We start from the raw sequence: 22,663 nt of genomic DNA, 5'->3' as shown, positions 1-22,663 counted from the left end.
CCAGGAGCGCCGGGTCCGACCAGCCCGGCCGGGGTCGCCGCGCCACGGCCGCCGCCGCGGCCGGCGGATGGGTCTCCGCCACGCCCGGCGGGTCGGCCCAGGCGACGGCCGTCGTGGCGACGGTCGTCGTGGCCACGGCGGGAGGAACGGGGGCGTCCGGCTCGTGCTCCCCTCGCAGGTAGGCGCCCACGTCCCGGTATCGGAGCAGGCTACCGTCGACCACCGACCACGCCTCGTCCGCCACCCTCTCGGCCAAGCGCCGGTCGTGGGTGACCAGCAGCAGGGCGGCCGAGCCGCCGGCCAGCATCGCCGTCAGCTGCGTCTCCAGGGCCTCGACCGCCGCCAGGTCGAGGTCGTTCGTAGGCTCGTCCAGCAGCCAGAGGTCGGCGGGGTGGGCGAACGCCAGGGCGAGTCCCGCCCGGATCCTCTCGCCACCCGAGACCTGCTCGGGAGTCAGCTCCCAGGTGCGCGCCGGCACTCCGGCGTCCGCGAGCAGGCGCCGCCCCGCCGCCTCGCCCACCGCCGCCGCCACCTGCTCGAGCAGCGGCACGCCCGGGGTCAGTCCCCTGTCGAGCTGATCCACCACGCGCAACTTGACGCCCGGAAGGTAGTCGAGCTCGGCGCGCGGGCCGAGGCCCGTCAGGTCTCCGGCCACTGCCCTCAGGACGGTGCTCTTGCCGCTCCCGTTCGGGCCCACGAGAACCACGCGCTCGCCGCGGCGCAGCTCGAGTCCGACGTCGCTCAGGAGGCCCTCCGCCGCCAGGTGACGGACGGTCACGAGCGTCTCGCCGCCCGCCGCCCGCAGGCGGGTGGATGGCGCCTGGCGAGGCGCGAGCTGCGGCGGGGCGACGCGCTCAGCGGGCGCCGCGACCCGCGCCTCGACGCGCAGCGCCCGGCCGTCGCGCTCGGCGCGGCGGCGGCGGGCCGCGGCCTTGCGACCGAAGGCGGCGAGCTCCACCGCCATCCGCTCGAGGCGCCGCGCGTCCCGTTCCAGTTCGCGGGCGCGCTTGTGCCCGGCGCCGACGGCCGCGTCGCGGCGGCGGCGCGCCAGGGAGTAGGGGCCGGGCTCGTGCCAGGCGCGTCCCTCGGCCAGGAAGAGCGTGCGGGTCGTGGCCGCGTCGAGGAGGGCGCGGTCGTGACTGACCACGACGACGGCGCCCGCGTACGCTCCGAGGCGGCGCGTCAGCCACTCGCGCGCCGTCAGGTCGAGGTGATTGGTGGGCTCGTCCAGCAGCAGGACGTCGGGTGCCGCGGCCAGGGTCACGGCCAACTGCAGGCGGCGCCGCTCACCGGGAGACAGCTCCGCGCACGTGAGGTCGCGCCCGCCGGCGCGGAAGCCGAGGGCGGCCGCCACCTCCCGCGCCGCCGCCTCCGCGCCGTAGCCCCCCGCCCGGTCGAACTCGGCGGCGAGCGCGGCGTGCTCCACCGCGTCGTCGGCGGTGCCGCCAAAGGCGAGGCGCGTCTCCGACTCCCGCAGGCGCGCCTCGAGCTCGCGGGCCCGTAGCGTGGCCGCTCGGAGGACCTCGGTCACCGTGCGGCCGGGCAGCGCCGCCACGGACTGCGGCAACAGCCCGACGCGAACGCCAGGCGGGCGCGCCACTCGCCCGTCGAGCGGGGCCGCCACCCCCGCCAGCACGCGGAGCAGCGTGCTCTTGCCGCTGCCGTTCGGCCCGACGAGCCCCAGGCGGTCGCCGGTCGCCAACCGGAGGTCGAGGCCGGCCACCAACTCCGCTCCCGCCGCGCCCACCGCGACGGCGCCGGCGCGCAACAACTCCACGGTCAGCGCCTGCGCCGGTTCCCGGCGGCGCGGCTGGGGGCGGTCACGCGCCCATCTTAGCCGCGGCCGTGCTCCGTGGGCGACGGGGCGCCACGGCGCTTTGGCTATGCTCGTCACGTGAAGCGCTTCACGGGTCGCGGGGCCAACCAGCCGTTCACGTGCGTGGAGTGCGGCGCCACCGTGCCGCCGCTCCAGGGCGGGGGCTACCGCAACCACTGCCCCTACTGCCTCCACTCCCTCCACGTCGACGTCAACCCCGGTGACCGCGCCAACCCGTGCCGCGGCGTGCTCGAACCCGTCGCGGTCGAACACAACGCCAAGAAGGGGTGGGTGGTCGTCCACCGCTGCCGGAGCTGCGGCGCGCTCGTCCGCAACCGCGCCGCGCTCGACGACGCCGAACGGCCGGACGACTTCGACGTGATCGTTGCCCTCGCGAGCGGCGGTCTGGCACCCTGACGGCTCCCCGCCGCCTGCTAGGCTGTCAGCAACCCCAAGGAGCCCGACATGAGCTACCAATCCGTGACCCTAGAGGAGCAGGGCGGCGCGCTGCGCGTGGGCCTGAACCGCCCCGACGTCCTCAACGCCCTCGACCGCACCCTCCTGGGCGAGCTGGCCCAGGTCCTGACCGGCGAGGCCGCCGCGGACACCGTCAGGGCGGTCCTCATCACCGGCAACGGGCGCGGCTTCTGCGCGGGCGCCGACCTTGGCGCCACCCCACTCGACGCCGACATCGGCCGGGTGCTCGAGGAGAGCTACCACCCGGTGGTGCGGGCCATCGCGGCCCTCCCCAAGCCCGTGGTGGCCGGCGTCAACGGCGTCGCGGCCGGCGCGGGTCTCAGCCTGGCGCTCGCGTGCGACTTGAGGATCGCGTCCGCCACCGCCACGTTCGCGCTCGGCTTCACGGGCATCGGTCTCGCGCTCGACGCCGGCGCGAGCTACTTCCTGCCGCGCCTGGTGGGGCCCGGCCGGGCCTACGAGCTGGCGCTCGGCAACCGCCGGGTCGACGCCGCCGAGGCCCTGCGCATCGGCCTCGTGGAGCGTGTCATCTCGCACGAGAGCTTCGACCTCGAGGTGATGGCGGAGCTCGTGACCATCGCGCGTGGGCCGACCCGAGCCTACGCCCTGGTGAAGGAGGAGTTGCGGGCCGCGGCCGCGAACGACCTCGAGGCGCAGCTCGCGTTGGAAGCGCGCGCGCAGTCGGAGGCCGCTGCCTCCGGTGACGCGCGCGAGGGGGTGACGGCCTTCAGGGAGAAGCGCGCGCCGCGCTTCGAGGGTCGCTGAGTGCCGCGCGCCGACACCGTCCTGTACGGATCGGTCCTCACCATGGACCCGGCGCGGCCGCGCGCCCATGGGGTGGCGCTGGCGGGTGGCAGGGTCGTCGCCGTGGGCGAACCCGCCGACCTCCACGACGCGGCCGGCCGGGGCGCCACCGTCCTCGACTTCGGCTCGGCGTGCATCATGCCGGGCTTCCACGACGCGCACCTGCACCTCACGCGTCACGGCCTCGAGCTCGACTACCTCGACCTGAGCGCCACCACGAGCCTGGCGTCCGCCGCGGAGCTCCTGCGGCGGCGCGCCGCCGGCGAGGGTGACTGGGTCATCGCGACAGGCCTCGGGCTGCAGCGTTGGGGCCTGGCGACCATCGGCGCCGAGGAACGCGCCACGCTCGAGGCGGCAGCGGCCGGCCGCAAGGTGCTCGTTCACAGCCAGGACCACCACTCGGCGTGGGCGAGCGCTGCGGCGCTGACCGCGGCGGGCGTGAGCACCGCCACCGGCGGCGGCGAGGGCGGCGCCGTGATCCGTGACGAGGGGGGCGAGCCGACGGGCCTGTTGCTCGAGCACGCCGTCGACCTCGTCGAAGGCGCGGTGCCGGCGCCCACGCGGGAGGCCCTGCGCGCGGCGCTGGTGCGGGCCGGGCGTCACCTCGCCTCGCTCGGGATAACCACCGTGCACCACATGGCGGCCGAGGGCGCCGCCCTCTGGCGCGAGCTGGCGCTGGTGGCGAGCGACGACGCCTACGAGCTGCGCGTGTGGGCCTGCATCCCGCAGCAGGACATCGAGGCGGCGGCGGCGATCGGGCTCGCCACCGGCCAGGGTGGCGCGGGCTTCCGCGTGGGGGGCGCCAAGTTCTTCGCCGACGGCGCCCTCGGCAGCCGGACCGCCTGGATGCTCGAGCCGTACGCCGGAACGGACGGGGTCGGGATGGCCATGGACGGCCCAGAGGTGCTGCGCGAGCGCGTGCCGCTCGCGCTCGCCGCCGGGCTCACCCCGGTCGTCCACGCCATCGGCGACGCCGCGACGCGCGCCACCCTCGACGCCTTCGAGGCCACGCGGGCGCAGTGGCTGGCCGCGGGGCTGCGCCCTCGGCTCGAGCACGCCCAGCACATGCACCCGGTCGACGTGGCGCGCGCCGGGCGGCTCGGCGTGGTGGCGTCCATGCAGCCCGTCCACCTGACCTTCGACATCGCGTCCATCAAGGCGCTCCTACCGGACCGGCTGGAGCGCGCCTACCCGCTGCGCTCCCTGGCGGCGGCGGGCGCGGTGTTGGCGTTCGGGTCGGACACGCCGGTGGCGCCGCCGGGCGTGTTCGACGGGTTGCGGGCCGCCTGCCGCCGCACCGACGCCGCCGGCAGGCGCCTGCCGGCGACGGAGGCCATCTCGCCCGACGCGGCCCTGGCCGCGTACACGACCGGGGCGGCCTGGGCGATAGGGGCGGAGGGGCGCTCCGGGGCCCTCAAGGTGGGATACGACGCCGACCTCGTGGTGCTCGATCACGACCCGCTCGTGTCGCTCGACGGGCTGCAGGTGGTGGCCACCATGAAGGGCGGCGTGTTCACTCACGGCGGTCCCGGCTGAGCCGGCGCCGCGGCTGCCCTCAGTGGGCGCTGAGCGGCAGCTCGTGCACCATGCCTCGCGGTCCGCGCGCGAGGAGGAACTCGACGGCCTCCGCGAACGCCACCGGCGAGATCCAGCCCTCCGGGTCGGCCTTCGGCATCGCCGCCCGGTTGCCTGGCGTGTCGAACGCCCCCTGTGGCACGACGAGCCCCACGCTGACGCCGCCCTTGCCGGCCTGCGCGGCCACGGAGCGGAGGTAGGCCGCCAGCGCCGCCTTGGCGGCGGCGTACGCCACCGAGCCGGGAGCGGGGGAGGTCCCCGCCGCCGCCCCGACGGCGACGATGGCGCCTGTGCCCGCGGCCAGCATGGCCGGGAGGACGGCGGCGACGGCGTAGGCGGCGCTGCGGAGGTTGCCGTCGAGGGTCCTCTCGAGCACGGCGGCCGCGTCGGCCACCGACGCGTCCGGCCGGGGCCCGCCCTCGAAGCGTCCCGCTAGGTGCACCAGCGCCGCCGGCGTGCCCATGGCGGCGCGGATGGCCTCGAAGCCCACCTCGACGGACGCGCTCGCGGCGAGGTCGACGCCGAAGGCGTGCAACCGCTCTGCCGGCACCCCCAGGTCGGAGTAGCGCGCCGTCGTCCTCGCCTCCGAGCCGGGCCTGGTCGTCAGGGCGACACGCCACCCCTGCTCCACTAGGCGCGGCACCACCGTGCCCGCCAGATCGCCGCCCGCGCCCGTGACGATGGCCAGGCGCCCGCCGCTGTTCTCTCGTGACAAGCTCATGCGTCACCTTAACGCCGACGGGGCGGGCCGCCCGTGTTGGGTATAGTCGCGCATGAACGTCGACGCTGCAGGGAGCGAGGTCGTGCGGACCGCCGACGGGGGAGTCGCGGGCGGTGGGGCGCCGGTAAGGGGGACCGGGACGGCGCCCGGCGCGGGCGCCGCGTCGGCGGCGGACGCCGCGCTCGCGCCCCTGCTCGCCGCCGCCCGCACGGCCGCCCGTCGGCTCCAGGCGGCCGACCGGCGCGCCGCGCTTCTCGCCGTGGCGGCGGCCCTGCGGGCGGGGGCGGCGGCGGTGCTGGCGGCCAACGCCGCCGACGTGGCGGCGGAGCGCGAGCGGGGGACGAGCGCCGCTCTCGTCGACCGCCTCACGCTCACCCCCGAGCGCCTCGAGGCGATGGCGCGGGCCGTCGAACAGGTTGCCGACCTACCGGATCCGCTCGGCAGGGTGTTGGCGGGGTGGGAGACCGAGCGGGGGCTGCGGTTGCGGCGCGTGACGGTGCCGTTCGGGGTCGTCGGCATGGTGTACGAGTCGCGCCCGAACGTCACGGTCGACGCTGCCGTGCTCGCCCTCAAGGCGGGAAGCGCCGCCGTGTTGCGCGGATCCTCCAACGCCCTCGCCAGCAACCGGGCCCTCGTCGACCTGATGCGAGGCGCCCTGGCGGAGGCGGGGGCGCCGGCGGACGCCGTGCAACTGATCGACTCGCCCGACCGCGAGCTGGTCACGGCCCTGCTCAGGGCCCGCGGCCACGTGGACCTGGTCATCCCGCGCGGCGGCGCCGGGCTCATCAGGCACGTGGTCGACACGGCGCGGGTGCCGGTCATCGAGACGGGCGTCGGCAACTGTCACCTCTACGTCGACGAGGGCGCCGACCTCCCATCGGCGCTCGCCATCGTGCTCAACTCCAAGGTGCAGCGCCCCGGCGTCTGCAACGCCATCGAGACCCTGCTGGTCCACGAGGCCGAGGCGCCCGCCTTCCTGCCCGCGGCCGCGGGCAGGCTGCGGGCCGAGGGCGTGCGCCTGTACGGTTGCGCTGCCGCCCGGGCGCTGGTGCCCGACATGGAGCCGGCCGGCGAGGCGCAGTGGGCGGAGGAGTTCCTCGGCCTGGAGCTGGCCGTGCGGGTCGTGCCGAGCCTGGATGAGGCGCTCGGTCACATCGCGCGCTACGGCACGCAGCACACGGAGGTCATCCTTACCCGCGACCTGGGCCGCGCCGAGCGCTTCCGGCGCGAGGTGGACGCGGCCGCGGTCGTGGTGAACGCCTCGTCGCGCTTCACCGACGGCTTCGAGTTCGGCTTCGGGGCAGAGATCGGCATCAGCACGCAGAAACTGCACGCGCGCGGCCCGGTGGGGCTCGAGCAGCTGGTCACCTACAAGTACCTGGTGGACGGCGAGGGGCAGACGCGGACCTGAGGCCTCGCCAAGCCGCGGACGCAAGCCGAAGGGCCGTGTCGAAGTGGGCATAAAACCTGTCCTGGACGCTCAAAATCGATTGACCAACGCTCGTGCCGAAGGGTAAGATGTGTGGGCTCCGGGGGTGCGTCCTCCGGGCAGGGTCTGCGCCAGGGCTCACGGCCCAGCGCGGCCCGCCGGGACCGGCGGGCGGCCCGCGGAGGTAGTCTTGAGTCAACACGAGAACGGTACCGGCAACGGTTACACCGCCGAGAACATCAAGGTGCTGCGCGGGCTCGACGGCGTGCGCAAGCGCCCCGCCATGTACGTCCAGGGCGGCACCGGGGTCGACGGCTACCACCAGCTGCTCACCGAGATCATCGACAACGCCATCGACGAGTGCCTCGCCGGCTTCGCGAACACGGTGGAGGTCACGCTCGAACCCGACGGCTCGGCCTCCGTCGCCGACAACGGGCGCGGCATCCCGGTCGACGTCATGGAGCGCGAGGGGCGCCCCGCCATCGAGGTCATCTTCACCGAGCTCCACGCCGGCGGTAAGTTCGACGCGGGCGCATACAAGGTCTCGGGAGGTCTGCACGGCGTTGGCAGCTCGGTCGTGAACGCGCTATCCAACTGGTTCGTGGCCGAGGTCAAGCGCGACGGCAAGCACTACCGCATCGGCTTCCAGGACGGCGTCGTCGTGGAGCCGCTGCACGTCGTGGGCACCGCCCCGCAGGGCGAATCCGGCAGCAAGGTCACCTTCCACCCCGACAAGCACGTCTTCAAGGACGTGGAGGGCTTCGACTACGCCCGCGTGCGGCGCCGGCTGCGCGAGCTCTCCTACCTCACGGGCGGCGTCAAGATCGTGCTGACCGACAAGCGCGGCGCGAGCCCCAAGACCGAGACCTTCCACGAGGTCGGCGGCGTCGGCGCCTACGCGGCGTTCCTCGCCCGCGAGGGCACGGCCCTCTACGACAAGCCGGTCGTCATCAAGGGCACGGCCAGCGTGCCCACCGACTCGGGCGCTCACGACGTGGAGGTCGACGTCGGGCTGACCCACACCACGGGCTACGGCCAGACGGTGCTCACGTACGCCAACATGATCACCAACCGCGACGGCGGCACGCACCTCACGGGGTTCAAGAGCGCCTACACGCGCGTGCTCAACAACTACGCCAAGGCCAAGAACCTCATCAAGAAGGGCGACACGCCCCCCACCGGCGACGACTTCCTGGAGGGCATCGCCTGCGTGATCTCCGTCAAGCTGCCGGAGCCGCAGTTCGAGTCGCAGGCCAAGGTCAAGCTCCTCAACGCCGAGGCGCAGACGGCCGTGAACAGCGTGGTGTACGAGAAGCTCACCGAGGCGCTCGAGGAGAACCCCAAGACGGGCCGAGCCATCATCGAGAAGGCCACCCAGGCGGCGCGCGCCCGCGAGGCGGCCCGGAAGGCGCGCGACCTGGTGCGCCGCGCCAACCCGCTCGACAACGACGACCTGCCCGGCAAGCTGGCCGACTGCCAGTCGTCCGACCCGTCAGTGAGCGAGGTCTACATTGTGGAGGGCGATTCGGCCGGCGGCACCGCCAAGCAGGGTCGCGAGCGCCGCTTCCAGGCCATCCTGCCGCTGAGGGGCAAGATCCTCAACGTCGAGAAGGCCAACCTCGCCAAGATCCTCAAGAACGCCGAGATCCGGGCCATGATCGCCGCCATAGGCGCGGGCGTCGAGGGCACGGGCGACGACGCCCACTTCAACATCGACGAGGTCCGCTACCACCGGATCATCATCATGACGGACGCCGACGTCGACGGCTCGCACATCCGCACGCTGCTCCTCACGTTCTTCTACCGCTACATGCGGCCCCTCATCGACGCCGGCTACCTCTACATCGCGCAACCGCCCCTCTACGGCCTCCGCCTGCCGCGTCAGAAGGAGATGCAGTACGTCTACGACGAGGGGGCGCTCGCCCAGTTGCAGCGGCAGTACAAGGACCGCAAGTACGAGATCCAGCGCTTCAAGGGCCTCGGCGAGATGAACGCCGAGCAACTCTGGGAGACCACCATGAACCCCGAGACCCGCGTGCTCAAGCGCGTGACCATCGACGACGTGCTGGAGGCGAGCGAGACGTTCGAGATCCTGATGGGCACCGAGGTCCCGCCGCGCCGCGAGTTCATCGAGACGCACGCCCACCTGGCACACCTCGACGTGTGAACCATCGGCGCCCTCTCCGGGCGCCGAGAACGAGAAGGGGAGGGCCCCGCGCGAACCGTCGCGCGGGGCCCTCCCCGTGTGCCTGCTGCGTGCCGCTGGTGCGCGGCCGGCTACTCAGTCGAGGCCGGCCGCCGCCCGTGCGTCATGCACCTCGCCCATCGTCAGCATCTTGGCGCGCACAGCGGCGACGTCGTCGGCGGTGTACGGCTCGAAGTCCGCGGGGAGGTTCGCGTCGTTGCCCCACGCGGTCATCACGTGATCCAGGATGGCGGCGATGGCGGCGTCCTCGAGGCGCAGGTGGTCCGGCATGACGCCGTTGTAGGCCGTGCCGGCCACCGTGATCTGCCCCTGCATGCCGAAGACGACGATCTCGAGCGGCAGGTCGCGGTCAGCCTTGTAGAGGTCGGGCGCGTGACCGGCCAAGGGCGGGAACGCCGACGGGATGCCCTGGCCGCTCGCCTGGTGACAGGCGGAGCAGGTGCTCACGAACAGGGCCTCGCCGTCCGGACCGGCCGCCACCTGCGTCGCCCCGGTGCCGGCGGCCGCCTCACCGGCGGCCGCCTCACCGGTTGACGATGCTCCCGCCGGCGCCGCTCCCGTTGGCGCCGACGCGGCGGGCGCCTCCTGCGCCGCCGCCGTGGGCGCCGCCGCCGCGGGCGCGGGGGCCGCCGCCGTGAAGAACCCGGGGTCCTCCACGCCGCGCTGCGCCACCAGCTCCATGGCGCGGTTGATGTCGATGCGGGCCTTCCCGCCGCCCAGGTCCTCGTAGCCGGTGATGCTGGCCACGGCCGCGTCCAGTTGCTGCTGGAACGCCGCACCGTCGAGGACCTGGAACGAGCCCTTCGGCCTCGACGTGGCGAGGAAGAAGAGCACCGCGACCGCCACGATCATGCCGACGGTGCCGAGGAACACGGCCAGGCGGATCTGCTTCTCGCTTATCAGGTACCTGCGGTTCTGCTCAGGCATGCTGGTCGGCCACCACCTTCACGAGCCGCGGGTCGTTGGCGGGCAGCACGTTGCGGCCTGCCAGGGCGCGCGCGTACGCCGCCACCCACACGCCTCCCAGGCCCACCAGGAGGAGCAGGTCGAGGAAGGTGAACTGGAACCCCGGCCGGTCGAAGGCGGGGACAACGAACCAGAAGTAGTTGATGAACTGGACGATGAGCGCCCACACGGCCACGATCGACAGCGCGCGCCGCGTGCGCTTCACCCAGCGGGAGAAGAGGATCATGAACGGCGCGAAGAAGCCGAAGAACAGGATGAAGGCGGAGAGCCCGATCCAGGTGGGGTCGAAGCGCACGACGTACCAGCTGGCCGTCTCCACCACGTTGTTGGACCACTGGATGATCAGCTGCGACACCTGCGTGTAGGCCCAGAACATGATCACGGCCATGAGCAGGTTGCCGAGGTCCTGCTGCCGCTTGGGGGTGAACAGCTTGTCGATGGTGGGGTGTTTGGTCGAGAGGTTCACCATCACCAGGATCATCAGGGCGAGCGCCGACACGACCTGACCCGCCATGATGATGCCCGGGTAGATGCCCGAGAACCAGGTGGGGGTCAGCGACATGGCCCAATCGAACGCCGCGAAGGTCATGGTGAGGACGTACACCACGAACCAGAGGCCGGACAGGTTCTTCATGCGGTAGCCGGTCCGCTCGGCGTCGGGACCGGCGGCCTGGGCGTCCTGGCGCTTGCTCAGGTTGCGGTAGAGCAGTGCCCCGAGCGTGAAGATCCCGAAGATGACCACGGCCCTCACGATGAAGAAGGCGGTGTTCAGGTAGAGCGTCTTGGCCTCCACCGTGGGCTGCGACGCCACGTAGGCCGCGTCCGTCCAGGGGTAGAGCCGGCCCATGCCGAGGATGATCGGCACGAACAGGAGCGCGAAGAGAGGCACGGCGCTGGCCGCCGCCTCCAGCGGCCGCACGATGAGGGCGCCCCACGAGCCGCCCGCCAGGTGCACGAGGAACAGCAGTGCGAGCGAGCCGATCGACAGGCCGGCCCAGAACAGGTAACTCACCAGGTACGACTGGAAGAAGCCGTCGGCGCGGCCCGTGAAGCCGAGGATCACGGCCGCCGCCAGCGCGGCCCCGCCGATGACCAACCCGGCCATCTGCGCCTTGGCGGTGTCGATGGGCGGTAGCTTCAGCGGAGTCATCGGTTGGCCTCCGTGGTCGAGCTCGTCAGCGCCGCGCCGGCCGGCACGTCGGCTATGGCGGCGTTCTGGCTGAGCTGCAGCGCCTTGATGTACGCGGCGATGGCCCAGCGGTCCTCGACCGGCACGCGCGACGCGTAGCTGTACATGCGGCCGAAGCCGTTCGTCATGGCGTTGAAGAAGTACCCCACCGGCGCGTCGAGCAGGCGCTGGGTGGTGGTGAAGTCGGACGGTTGCGGGAAACCCTTCAGGACGGTGGCGCCGCGCCCGTCGGCGTTGTAGTTGTGGCAGGGCGAGCAGTAGATGTCGAACCGCTCCTGGCCCCTGAGGAGCAGGTCCGCGGTCAGCTCGACCGGCAGCTCGCTGACGAACCCGCTGGGCCCGAGGCCCGTCAGGTACGTGGGCTCCAGCGCGCCGAACTCGCGCGACACCGTCCCGGTCGGCAGCGGCCGCATGGCGGAGCCGTCGGCGAAGAAGGGCGACGACTGGAACGCCTTGGCCTTCGGCTGGTCGTACATGTTGCGACCGCAGGCGCTCAGGAGCAGCGCGCCGATGGCGGCGACGGCGAGGAGGCGCAGCCTGCGGCGGCTCACTTCTCCACCTCCGACACGACGAGCGGCTCGAGCCCCTCGAGGAGGGCGCGGGTGGCGGCCAGGTCGAACTTCGGGTCCTTCGCCTCGATGCAGAGGAAGAAGCGGTCGCGCATGGCGTTCTCGAAACCCGGCGTGTTGAAGATCGAGTGGTAGGGCCGCGGCATGCCGTTGCGCACGATCATGAAGATGCCGGCGGTCAGGCCCGCGAACAGGATGGTGCACTCGTACATGATGACGATCCAGTTCGGCCAGCTGTTGAACGGCTTGCCCCCGATGTTGATGGCGTAGTAGTTCGTGTTGGCCCACCACTGCATCCAGAAGCCGCCGAGGCCGCCGAGGATGCCCATGATGAGCACGACCCAGCCGAGGCGCGTGGGCTTCATGCCGAGGTCGAGGTCGAGCCCCTCGACGGGGAACGGCGTGTAGGCGTCGATCTTCGTGTAGCCGGCGTTGCGCACGCGCGTCGCCGCCTCCCTGATCGCCTCCACGCTGTCGAACTGAGCCACCAGGCCGTAGAGGGCCGGGGCCGGTGCCGCCGCGTTGCGTCCGAGCGTGACGCTGCTCATGCCGGCTCCTCCGCGTTGAAGTACTTCATGCGGGCGAGCTCGAAGGCGTCGCTGCCGTGATGGTGATCGTGGAAGGCAGTCTCCTTCGTCTCGGCCGTGGCGATGGACGGCAGCAGTCGGATGAAGAGGAAGAACAGGGTGGAGAAGAGGCCGAGGCTACCGATGAACAGCGACCAGTCCCAGACGGTCGACACGTAGTCTGCCCACGACGAGGGCAGGAAGTCCTTGGTCAACGAGACCACGAAGATCACGAACCGCTCGAGCCACATGCCCACGCTGACGATGATGGCGATGATGAAGAGCGCCCACGGGCTCTGGCGCACCTGGCGGAACCAGATGGGCTGGATGGCCACGAAGTTGCAGAAGATCAGCGCCCAGAAGAAGATGGCGTGGTCCCCGAACATGCGGTTCCAGATCATGTAGCGCTCGAACTCCACGCCGGAGTACCAGGCGGTGAAAATCTCGATGAAGTAGCCGTACACCACGATCATGCCGGTGGCCAGCATCAGCTTGGCGGCGTTGTCGAGGTGACGGAGCGTGATGAGGTGCTCGAGCCTGAGCGCCTTGCGCAGCGGCACCGCCAGGATGAGCACCATGGCGAAGCCGGCGAACACGGCGCCCGCCACGAAGTAGGGCGGCATGATGGTGTTGTTCCAGCCCGGCAGCTGGGCCACGGCGAAGTCCATGGCGATGGTCGAGTGCACGCTCAGCACGAGGGGGAAGCTCAGAGCCGCCAGGAGGAGGTAGGCGCGCTGGTAGCGCTGCCACGCCTTGGTCGAGCCGTTCCAGCCGAGGCTCAAGATGCCGTAGACGAACTGCTGGAACTTCGTCTTGGACCGGTCGCGCAGCGTGGCCAGGTCGGGGATGAGGCCGATGAACCAGAAGACGACCGAGATCGTGAAGTAGGTGCCGATGGCGAACAGGTCCCAGTCGAGCGGGCTGCGGAACTGCGGCCACAGGCCCATGGTGTTCGGGTACGGCACGAGCCAGTAGAAGACCCAGGGCCTTCCCAAGTGGAGGATGGGGTATAGACCCGCGCAGACGACGGCGAAGATCGTCATGGCCTCGGCGAAGCGGTTGACGGTCGTGCGCCACGGCTGGCGGAAGAGGAGCAGCGCGGCCGAGATGAGCGTCCCGGCGTGGCCGATGCCGATCCACCAGACGAAGTTGATGATGGGCATCCCCCAGGCGACGGGGATGTTGTTCCCGAAGATGCCGATGCCGGTCGTGATCAGCTTGACCACCGACACGAGGTACATCACCAGCACGGTGGCGGAGATGCCGAAGCCGATCCACCACCAAAGGGGCGTCTTCTCGACGGTGGCCAGCACCGGCGTCAGTACGGCGTCGTCGATCCCCCCGTAGGTCTCGCCCGGCCGGATGACGCGGTTCGTCTCCCGGAAGGGCACCTTGGGCTTGCCGGCGGTTACCGCCATCAACTTCTCCCTTCAGTGCTGCCGAGCGCCGGGTTGGGGTTCTTGACCTTCGCCAGGTAGGTGGTGCGCGGGAAGGTCTGCAGCTCCTCGAGCAGGCCGTGGTTGAGGGGCGACGACTTGACCTTGGCGATCTCGGAGGTCGGGTCGTTCAGGTCGCCGAAGACGATCGCCTCGGTGGGGCAGGCTGCCTGGCAGGCGGTCTTGACCTCGCCGTCGCGGATCCTGCGGTCCTCGTTGGCGGCGTCGATGCGGGCCGTGGCGATCCGCTGCGTGCAGTAGGTGCACTTCTCCATGACGCCGCGCGAGCGCACGCTGACGTCGGGGTTGTTGGCCAGCGACAGCTCGCTCGCGTCGGTGGCGAGCTCCGAGTACTGCAGCCAGTTGAAGCGCCGCACCTTGTAGGGGCAGTTGTTCGAGCAGTAGCGCGTGCCGACGCAACGGTTGTAGACCATCACGTTGAGGCCCTCGGAGTCGTGGACGGTGGCGCCGACGGGGCAGACGGGCTCGCACGGTGCCTTCTCGCACTGCTGGCACGGCATGGGCTGGTGGTAGAACTCCGGCTCGTCGATGCTGCCGCCGTAGTAGTTGTCGACGCGGATCCAGTGCATCTCGCGCCCCACCGCCACCTGCGACTTGCCGACGATGGGGATGTTGTTCTCCGACTGGCACGCCACGACGCACGCGTTGCAACCGGTGCAGACCGTCTGGTCGATGACCATGCCCCACTTGTAGCCGTTGTACTCGTGGTCGGGGTAGAGGTCGGCCTCGTGGTGCGCCACCGGGTGCACGAAGTGCGGGTGGTCGGGCTCGGCCCTGAACTCCTCGAGCGTGCCGGCGCGGACGATGTGGCGGCGCTCGCCGGTGCCCTCCAGGCTGTGGTGCATCTGCGTGCTGACGAGCTGATGCTGGCGGCCCGTCTTGGCCAACGTCGTGGCCGCGGCCCCCACCGCCTGGTGGTCGAGGAGGCGGTAGGCGTCCACGCCCACGCCGCTACCGACCTTGCCGGCCTTGGTGCGGCCGTAGCCGAGCGCCAGCGTGATGGCCCCCCGCGCCTGGCCGGGCTGGATCCACACGGGCGCCTCGAGCTCGCGCCCGCCTGCGGTCAGCTTCACCATGTCGCCGCTCTTCAGCTTCAGCTCCTCGGCCGTGGCGGGCGCCACGAGCGCCGCGTTGTCCCAGGTGAGGTTGCTGAAGGACTTCGGCAGTTCCTGCAGCCAGCCGTTGTTGGCGAAGCGCCCGTCGAGCAGGGACGCGTCGAGAACGAGCTGCAGCTCGAGCGGCGCGGCGGCGGGCAGCGCCGCCGTGACCGGGAGCGCCGTGACGGTCACCTCTGGCGAGCGGCTGCCCGCCACCGTTCCCCGGTAGACCGACTCGCGCCAGAAGTCGTCGAACGACCCGGTGACGTTGGCCTTCCAGTGGTTGCGGACGGCGTCGTAGCCGGTCGCCTTGGCGTCGCCGAGGAGGGCCGCCACGACCTCGTGAGCGCTCTTGCCGCTGTAGAACGGCAGGATGAGCGGCTGCTGGATGGTCACGGTGCCGTCGAACGCGCGGGCGTCGCTCCACGTCTCGAGGAAGTGCGCCTGCGGGATGACCCACTGCACGGCCGCGGACGTCTCGTCCGGGTAGAGGCCGAGGCGCGCCGTGAACGGCACCTTGGCGAGGGCGCCGGCGAAGTCGAGACTGGCCGGTGCCGTGTAGACGGGGTTGGCGTCGAAGATGACGAGCGCCTTGACGTCGCCGGCGTTCATGGCGGCGACCAGCTCTGCCAGCTCGTCGAGGTGCACGGCCGGCCTGGCCGCGGCCGACCGCAGGTAGGTGACCGTCTTGCCGACGTTGCCGAGCGCCTCGTTCATGGCGTGAGCCAGGGCGTGCACCACGGGCGGCTGGGTCTCGCCGACCACCACGACGCACTTGCCGGCGTAGCGCTTCAGGTCGGCGACGAGCGCGTCGAACAGCTCGGCGCTCACGGCCGCCGGTCGCGTGGCGGCGGGCGCGGAGACGCCAAGCTCGGTCGCCAGCGCGGCAGCCAACTGGGCAACGTCGCTTGGCTTGAGGGGAACGCGGTGGTCGGCGAGCGACGCCGAGGTCGTGGGGGTCGTCTCGAACTGGTAGAGGCGGTTCATGCCGTCGGCGGCGCGGTGGACGCGGCGCGCGTTCGCGAAGGCGCGCGCGTACGCCAGGCGGGCGGGACCCGAGTTCATGAAGTCGGCGTCGAGCCCGACCACCACGTCGGCCTTGGCGAAGTCGACGACGGGCGTGGCGTCGGTGCCGAACGCCAGGCGCGCGCCGGCGACGACGTTGTCTTGATGGAGCGCGTCGTACTGGTACCAGCGGGCCGACGGGTACTTGGCGAGGAGCTGGTCGATCTGGGCGGCCAGTGTTGGCGAGGTGACGTTCTCCGTGAGAAGAGCGAAGCCCGAGCCGTCCTGCGTGCCCTCGAGCGCGGCCGTGAGCGCCGCGGCGGCTTCCTCCCACGTCTTGGCGGCGCCGCGCTCGTTGAACTCCTGCGAGCGGTCCGGGTCGTAGAGGGAGAGGACCTGCGCCTGCGTCACCGCGGCGGTGGCGCCGAGGCTCGCCGGATGGTCGGGGTTGCCCTCGAGCTTGGTGGGGCGCCCCTGATGGCTCTCGGCCAGCACGCCCTCGGCGTACCCGCCGTAGGTGACGGCGGTGGCGAAGAACAGCGGCTTGCCGGGCGTGATCTGGTCAGGCTGCTTGACGTAGGGCACGATCTTCTCGTGCGCGAGCGGGGGCCTGGCGCAGGCGCTGAGGCCCGCCAGGGCCATGCTCGCCCCGAGGAGCTTGAGGAAGTCGCGTCGGTCGAGGCCCTCCTGGGCGGGCGCCGCGTGTCTGGGGAACTCGCGCTGGAGGAAGAGCTGGAACTCCTCGGTGTCGGCGAGCTGATCCAGGCTGCGCCAGTAGGCGGGTCCCTCCTGCGTCGCCAGCTTGGCGCGGATGCGGGAGAAGTCCATCTGCGCGTCGCTCATCGGTGGCACGTCGAGCACTGGATGAGCTTGTCGGTGTCGATGTGGTACTGCTCCACGAGGGTTGCCCCCAGCGCCAGCTGCGCCGTCGGTTCGGGCAAGGGCTCGTACGCCATGTTGAAGACCTCGCTAACGGGCCGCAGCGCCTTCTCCGGGTTGCGGTGGCACTCCAGGCACCAACCCATCGTCATGGGCTCGTTCTTCCAGATCTGTGCCATCTCGTCCACGCGCCCGTGACAGCTGCTGCAGCCCACTCCGTTGTTCACGTGGACGCTGTGGTTGAAGTAGACGAAATCGGGCAGCTCGTGCACCCGGTTCCACTGGATCGGCGTCCCGCTGTTCCACGAGTCCACCACGTTCTGGAGCTGCGGCGTGTTGACGCGCAGCTGCGAGTGGCAACCCATGCAGGTCTCGGTGGGGGGCACCGAGGCCGTGTTCGAGGTCTCCACGGTCGTGTGGCAGAAGCGGCAGTCGAGCCCGACCTGCACCACGTGGAGGTTATGCGGGTAGTCGATCGGTTGCGCCACGGGGACGCCGACGTTGTTGTTGGTCACGCGCGCGTAGAACGGCAGGGCGATGAGCATGAGCACGGCGAAGACGCCTCCACCCCACACGGCCCACGTTACGAACGCGTTCGAGTTCGGAGGGAAGAACTGCGGCATCAGACAGGTACCTCAGCGCGCTTCCCGGGGCGGTGCATGGCCGAGACTGTGGGACACGGCCACGATCCACGTGAGGGTGTTGGCCGACTAGATTCGACGCTCATGATGCTCGGATCGACCTCCTTATGAGGCGCGGGCCCGCTCCGGCCCGCACAAACGCGTTCAGCGCGGTTAGTACCGCATGAGAACCTGGCACAATCTATCACAAACCGGTTTCCGGCCCTTTCGGGACCAACGTCCCGGCCCCCGCCGCCGCGTTCCCCCTCCCAAGGGCGTGACAGACGCGCGTTCGGTTGTCAGATGCTAGAGCCTGGCGGGGCGGTGAACAGGGTGATACGCCACGGTCCGCGCCGCCGCGGCGGTGTAAGGGGCCGCGGCGGCGACCCCCTCCTCACGACCGTGCCCCCGGCCGAGGGGCCGGGGGCACGAGGCCGCGCCGTTGGTGGAGCCTGCCGGACTCGAACCGGCGACATCTCGCTTGCAAAGCGAACGCTCTCCCAGCTGAGCTAAGGCCCCACGCGCGCCTGAGCCGGGCGCCCTGAGAGTACGTCGGGGCTAGGGTGCCGTGTCAAGGCGGTCTGGGTGATCGGCGGGCTTGGCGAAGAGCATGCGCCCCATGTTGGTCTGCAAGCTGGACGTGACGATCACGTCGATCGTGTTACCAACGAGTTCGCCCGCCTCCTCGACGACCACCATGGTGCCGTCCTCCAGGTAGGCGAGGCCCTGCCCGTGCTCGCGGCCCTGCCGGACGATGCTCAGGGCCAGGCGCTCGCCCGGTAGGTAGGCGACCCTGACGGCGCTCGCGAGTTGGTGCAGGTTCAACACCCGCACCCCCTGCAAGGCGGCGACGCGGCTGAGGTTGTAGTCGGTGGTGATGAGGTCGGCGTCACGCTCCAGGCAGAGGCGGACCAGCTTGTCGTCGACGGGCCCCTTGCCCACGTCGTCGTGCGCCACCTCGGTGACCACGCCCTGCTGCGCGGCGAGCAGGTCGAGCGTCTCGAGCCCGCGCCGGCCGCGCTGCCGCTTCAACTGGTCGTCGGAGTCCGCGATGCGTTGGATCTCGGTCAAGACGAAGTGAGGGAGCACCAGCCGCCCCTCGAGGAAGTTCGACTCGAGGACGGCGAGCAGCCGCCCGTCGATGACGGCCGAGCTATCGACCACCTTGTCGTGCGTGCCACGCGCGGCGCCGTAGGGACGGCGGCCGTCCGCCGACGGTAGCGGCAGGAGCCGCCGGTTGGCGACGAAGAAGCCGCCCAGGCCCGCCACCAGCAGCACGGCCACCAAAAGCGACCAGTACCAGGTGAAGCCGGGCACGTTGGCGAGGATGTTGTTGACGAGCACGGTCACGAGGAGCCCCAGGGTGGCGCCGGCCAGCGCCGCCAACACGACGTCGGGTCTCACCCGGGTGAGGCGCGCCATGAGGCGCGACCAGGCCGCCCCGAACCGGCGCGCTGCCGGCGCGCTGAAGAGGTAACCGGAGAGCACCCCGACGATGGTGAGGAAGAGCAGGTTGTTAGGGCCGGACAGCACGCCGCGCCCGACGAGCAGGCTGCCGAGCAGGAAGCCGACGAGTCCGCCACCGAGCGTGAGCGCCCCGCGCGCGAGCGCAGCACCGACCTCGACGCCGCGGTCGCCGCCCCGGTGGTTCGCGGCGGTCGACTTGGCGTCGTGGTCGAGGGCGGTCATGGCGCGTCCCAGAGTAGCAGCAGGGCGTCGCGGAGGGTGCCGACTCCGGCGGCCAGCTCGCGTGACCGCGGACCGATGAGCCGCGGGTGCCCGGCGCGCCTTGCCTCGTCGAGCCGGCGCGCCATCTGGCTCACGGAGCGCAACTCGCCCGCCAGGCCGACCTCGCCCACGAACGCCGTGCTCTCGGGCGCCGCCCGGTTCGTGACGGCCGAGTAGACCGCCACGGCCACGGCCAGGTCGGCGCCGGGATCGGTCACGCGCAGGCCCCCCGCCACGTTGACGAAGACGTCGAGCGCCTCGAGGGGCAGCTCGAGGCGCCGCTCCAGCACGGCGAGCACCACGTCGACGCGGCGGGCGTCGAGCCCCTGCACCACGCGGCGCGGCGCCGAGTACGGGCTCTTCGACGCCAACGCCTGCACCTCGAGCAGCAGCGGTCGTTGCCCCTCGAGGGCGGCCACGACGACGGAGCCGGGCGCCCCGAGCGGCCGCTCGGCCAGGAACGCCTCGCTGGGGTTGGCGACGGCCCGCATGCCGCCGGCGGTCATCTCGAAGACGCCCACCTCACCCGCCGGGCCGAAGCGGTTCTTGATGGCGCGCATGACGCGCAGCCCGGCCGCGGACTCGAGCGCGAAGGTGGCGTCCACCACGTGCTCGATCACCTTTGGCCCGGCGATGGAGCCCTGCTTCGTCACGTGCCCGATGAGCACGAGGGTCACGCCGGCGCTCTTGGCCGCCTCGACGAGCAGCGCGGTGGCGTCACGCAGGCTCGTGAGGGTGCCGGGCACCCCGCCCTCCTCCGTCACGAGCGTCTGGATGGAGTCGACGATGGCCAGGTCGGGCGCCGCCGCGCGCAGGTGGTCGGCGATCACGTGGGCGTCCGACTCGCGGGTGAGCGAGAGGCCGGCGCCGAGGCCGAGGCGATCGGCGCGAAGGCGCACCTGGGCCGGCGACTCCTCGCCCGCCACGTACAGCACGCTGCGCGCGGCCGAGGCGGCGTGCTGCGCCAGCTGCAGGAGCAGCGTCGACTTGCCGATGCCGGGTTCGCCCGCGAGGAGCACCGCCGAGCCGACCACCCAGCCGCCCCCCAGCACGCGGTCGACCTCCGGGTCGCCGCTCCCGAAGCGCGCCAGGGCGGCGTCGGTGACCTCCTCCAGCCTGACGGTGGCGAGCTGCCGGTGGGCGCCGCCGCGCTGCTTCGGACCGCCAGGGCGCTCCGGCGGCGCCTCGACCGGCACCATGCTGCCCCACGTGCCGCAGGTCGGGCAGCGGCCCATCTGCATGGGGCTGCGCGCCCCGCACTCCTCGCACACGAAACCGGCGCCGCGCGCCACCCGGCTCACCTCACCCCGCGTGCTCGAGGGCGGTCAAACCAGCGGCACCGGCCGCGCGAACACGGCCCTGTCGTTCTCGATGGTGACGAGCAGCGGCTCGGAGTCGCCGTGCTCGAGGAGCTCCAGCGACAGTGGGTCCTCGATGTACTCCCTGATGACGGCGCGCATCGGCCTCACGCTCTCGCCCCTGGGAAGGCGCTCGACGAGAAAGGCGGCCACCTCGGGGCCGAACGCCACCTGCACGTCGCGGCCCAGCAGCTCGCGGCGGATGTCGTCGAGCATCTGGTTCGTGATGATCAGTACCTCTTCCTTGTCGAAGGTCTCGAAGACGATGACCTCGTCGAGGCGATCGAGGAACTCGGGGGAGAAGATGCCCTTGAGCGGCTCCTCCGGCCCCTGCTGGCCGGCGCCGCCCTGGAAGCCGATGCTGGAGCCCGCCTTGTTGAACCCCGTGTTGCTCGTCATGATCAGTATCACGCGGCGGAAGTCCACGGTGCGGCCGAGCCCGTCGGTCAGGCGCCCGTCGTCGAGCACCTGCAGGAACGTGTTGTAGATGTCGGGGTGGGCCTTCTCGATCTCGTCGAGCAGCACGACGCTGAAAGGCTGCCGCCTCACGGCCTCCGTCAGGCGGCCGCCCTGCTCGTGCCCGACGTACCCCGGCGGCGCCCCGATGAGCTTGCTGATCGAGTGCGGCTCCTGGTACTCGGTCATGTCGAGGCGCACCAGCGAGCGCTCGCTGCCGAACAGCAGCACGGCCAGCTCCTTGGCGAGGAAGGTCTTGCCGACGCCCGACGGCCCAACGAACAGGAACGACGCCGCCACCCGCGTGCGGCCGCCCAGGCCGACGCGCGCGCGTCGCAGGGCCGCCCCGAGGGCGCGGATCGCGTTGCCCTGCCCGACGACCTTGCGCCCCAGGTGCTCCTCGATGTGCGCGACCTTCTCGTTGTCCTGGTCGTCGACGTATATGCCGCCCCACGAGTTCACGACCGCCTCGAGGTCCTCGCGGCTCACGACGGGGGTCCCGTCGGGCCGCTCCAGGACGGGGAAGCCCAACGACTTGTTCAGGCGCGTGCGCGAGGCCGCCTCGTCGATGAGGTCGATGGCCTTGTCGGGGAAGTTCCGGCCCGGCAGGCTCCGCTCGCCGAAGCGCACCGCCAACTCCAGCATCTCCTTGGGGATGACCACGCCGTGATGCGCCTCGTACTTGTCGCGCAGGCCCACGAGGATCTCGAGCGACTCGGCCGGCGAGGGCTCCAGCACGATGACCGGTTGGAAGCGGCGCTCGAGCGCCGCGTCCTTCTCGATGTAGCGGTGGTACTCGCCCGTGGTGGTGGCGCCGATGACCTGGACCTCGCCCCGCGACAGCGGCGGCTTCAAGATGTTGGCCGCGTCGAGCGTGCCCTCCGCCCCGCCGGCGCCCACCAGCGTGTGCAGCTCGTCGATGAAGGCGACCACGCGGGCGCGGCGCAGCTCCTCGATGATCTGCCTGAGCCGCTCCTCGAACTCGCCGCGGTACTTCGTGCCCGCGACCACGTTGCTCAGCTCGATGGAGAGCACCCGCAGGTTGAGCAGGTTGGGTGGGACGCGGCCCTCGACGATGGCCTGCGCCAGGCCCTCCACGATGGCCGTCTTGCCGACGCCGGGCTCGCCGATGAGCACGGGGTTGTTCTTGGTGCGACGCGACAGGATCTGGATGACGCGCCTGATCTCCTCGGTGCGCCCGATGACGGGGTCGAGCTTGCCGTCCACCGCCTCGCGCGTGAGGTCGCGGGCGTACTCGTCGAGGAACGGCGTGTTGACCGCCTCCGCCTGCCCCTTCGGGTCGGCCGCCGCGAGGATGCGCCAGCGCACGGAGTCGACGTCGCGCGTGAGCGTCTGCAGGATGCGGTACGCGACGCCGTCGCCCTCGCGGATGATGCCGAGCAGGATGTGCTCGGTGGCGATGATGGTCGAACCGATGCTCCGCGCCTCCGACCCCGCCAGCTCCATGACGCGCCGCGCGCGCGGCGTGATTGCCGCGGCCTCGTTCTTCGGCAGGCCGTCGCCGCGCCCCACCATCTCCTCGACCTGGAGCCGGAACTCGTCGAGCGACGCCCCGAACTCCTCCAGCACCTTGGCGGCGGTGCCGCTCTCGCGCATCAGGCCCAACAGCAGGTGCTCGGGGCCGATCATGGTGTGACCCAGCTTCGCGCCCTCTTCGCGCGCGTAATGGAAGACGAGCCTGGCCCTGTCGTCGTACCTATTCACGGCGACCTCCGCGCCGGCTC

At 71.5% G+C, this 22,663-nt stretch carries 17 protein-coding genes and 1 tRNA gene; 5 read left to right on the top strand and 13 right to left on the bottom strand.

Annotated elements, in window-relative coordinates:
- Positions 1-1,777 (bottom strand): ABC-F family ATP-binding cassette domain-containing protein (locus H3C53_00200; protein ID MBW7915095.1); only part of this gene is annotated, 1,777 nt, incomplete at its 3' end.
- Positions 1,778-1,894: 117 nt separating this feature from the next.
- Between H3C53_00200 and H3C53_00195 the strand changes: the two genes are divergently transcribed.
- From H3C53_00195 to H3C53_00185, 3 genes are read left to right on the top strand one after another with little or no spacing between them, the layout of a single operon-like run.
- On the top strand, positions 1,895-2,233 hold the full coding sequence (locus H3C53_00195) for an RNHCP domain-containing protein (GenBank protein ID MBW7915094.1): 339 nt from the start codon (positions 1,895-1,897) through the stop codon (positions 2,231-2,233).
- 48 nt (positions 2,234-2,281) lie between these two features.
- Positions 2,282-3,058 (top strand): enoyl-CoA hydratase/isomerase family protein, encoded by a 777-nt coding sequence (locus tag H3C53_00190; protein MBW7915093.1) that lies wholly within the window; start codon positions 2,282-2,284, stop codon positions 3,056-3,058.
- Complete coding sequence (locus H3C53_00185; protein MBW7915092.1) at positions 3,059-4,633, top strand: amidohydrolase; 1,575 nt, start codon at positions 3,059-3,061, stop codon at positions 4,631-4,633.
- Between the two features lie 19 nt (positions 4,634-4,652).
- On the opposite strand, the gene H3C53_00180 is transcribed toward H3C53_00185, so the two are convergent.
- On the bottom strand, positions 4,653-5,393 hold the full coding sequence (locus H3C53_00180; GenBank protein MBW7915091.1) for an SDR family NAD(P)-dependent oxidoreductase: 741 nt from the start codon (positions 5,391-5,393) through the stop codon (positions 4,653-4,655).
- Positions 5,394-5,445: 52 nt separating this feature from the next.
- Here H3C53_00180 and H3C53_00175 point away from each other — a divergent pair, with 52 nt between their 5' ends.
- Both H3C53_00175 and H3C53_00170 read left to right on the top strand, forming a co-directional pair.
- A complete protein-coding gene (locus H3C53_00175) occupies positions 5,446-6,804 on the top strand; it encodes a glutamate-5-semialdehyde dehydrogenase (GenBank protein MBW7915090.1) in 1,359 nt (452 codons plus the stop codon).
- A 208-nt stretch (positions 6,805-7,012) separates the two neighbouring features.
- Positions 7,013-8,989, top strand: coding sequence for a type IIA DNA topoisomerase subunit B (locus tag H3C53_00170; protein ID MBW7915089.1), 1,977 nt, complete (start codon positions 7,013-7,015; stop codon positions 8,987-8,989).
- Positions 8,990-9,103: 114 nt separating this feature from the next.
- Here the strand turns inward: H3C53_00170 and H3C53_00165 are convergent, their stop codons facing one another.
- The 11 genes from H3C53_00165 to H3C53_00115 all read right to left on the bottom strand — a co-directional run bounded on the left by H3C53_00165 (position 9,104) and on the right by H3C53_00115 (position 22,643).
- Complete coding sequence (locus H3C53_00165) at positions 9,104-9,709, bottom strand: cytochrome c (protein ID MBW7915088.1); 606 nt, start codon at positions 9,707-9,709, stop codon at positions 9,104-9,106.
- A 238-nt stretch (positions 9,710-9,947) separates the two neighbouring features.
- Positions 9,948-11,144 carry a hypothetical protein gene (locus H3C53_00160; GenBank protein MBW7915087.1) on the bottom strand — a complete coding sequence of 399 codons (1,197 nt, stop codon included), beginning with the start codon at positions 11,142-11,144 and terminating at the stop codon, positions 9,948-9,950.
- Positions 11,141-11,659 (bottom strand): cytochrome c, encoded by a 519-nt coding sequence (locus H3C53_00155; GenBank protein ID MBW7915086.1) that lies wholly within the window; start codon positions 11,657-11,659, stop codon positions 11,141-11,143. Before H3C53_00155 ends, H3C53_00160 begins: the two co-directional genes overlap by 4 nt.
- A 71-nt stretch (positions 11,660-11,730) precedes the next feature.
- Positions 11,731-12,300, bottom strand: coding sequence for a DUF3341 domain-containing protein (locus tag H3C53_00150; GenBank protein MBW7915085.1), 570 nt, complete (start codon positions 12,298-12,300; stop codon positions 11,731-11,733).
- Positions 12,297-13,736, bottom strand: coding sequence for a polysulfide reductase NrfD (gene nrfD / locus H3C53_00145; protein ID MBW7915084.1), 1,440 nt, complete (start codon positions 13,734-13,736; stop codon positions 12,297-12,299). The genes H3C53_00150 and nrfD overlap by 4 nt, the downstream gene beginning before the upstream one ends.
- Positions 13,736-16,720, bottom strand: coding sequence for a TAT-variant-translocated molybdopterin oxidoreductase (locus H3C53_00140; GenBank protein ID MBW7915083.1), 2,985 nt, complete (start codon positions 16,718-16,720; stop codon positions 13,736-13,738). Before H3C53_00140 ends, nrfD begins: the two co-directional genes overlap by 1 nt.
- The gene (locus tag H3C53_00135) at positions 16,717-17,379 is read right to left on the bottom strand and encodes a cytochrome c3 family protein (protein ID MBW7915082.1); all 663 of its coding nucleotides are present in this window, start codon (positions 17,377-17,379) and stop codon (positions 16,717-16,719) included. The genes H3C53_00140 and H3C53_00135 overlap by 4 nt, the downstream gene beginning before the upstream one ends.
- 440 nt (positions 17,380-17,819) lie before the next feature.
- Positions 17,820-17,895, bottom strand: a tRNA-Ala gene (locus tag H3C53_00130).
- 39 nt (positions 17,896-17,934) lie between these two features.
- Positions 17,935-19,065 carry a hypothetical protein gene (locus H3C53_00125; protein MBW7915081.1) on the bottom strand — a complete coding sequence of 377 codons (1,131 nt, stop codon included), beginning with the start codon at positions 19,063-19,065 and terminating at the stop codon, positions 17,935-17,937.
- Positions 19,062-20,396 (bottom strand): DNA repair protein RadA, encoded by a 1,335-nt coding sequence (radA, locus tag H3C53_00120; GenBank protein MBW7915080.1) that lies wholly within the window; start codon positions 20,394-20,396, stop codon positions 19,062-19,064. The genes H3C53_00125 and radA overlap by 4 nt, the downstream gene beginning before the upstream one ends.
- Positions 20,397-20,429: 33 nt before the next feature.
- Entirely contained in the window at positions 20,430-22,643 is a 2,214-nt protein-coding gene (locus H3C53_00115; GenBank protein ID MBW7915079.1) for an ATP-dependent Clp protease ATP-binding subunit, read from the bottom strand.
- Positions 22,644-22,663: the final 20 nt, after the last annotated feature.

The sequence above is a fragment of the Trueperaceae bacterium genome (genome assembly GCA_019454765.1).
In the GTDB taxonomy this organism is placed as follows: Bacteria; Deinococcota; Deinococci; order Deinococcales; family Trueperaceae; genus JAAYYF01.
This window is presented reverse-complemented; position numbering and strand designations above follow the sequence as displayed.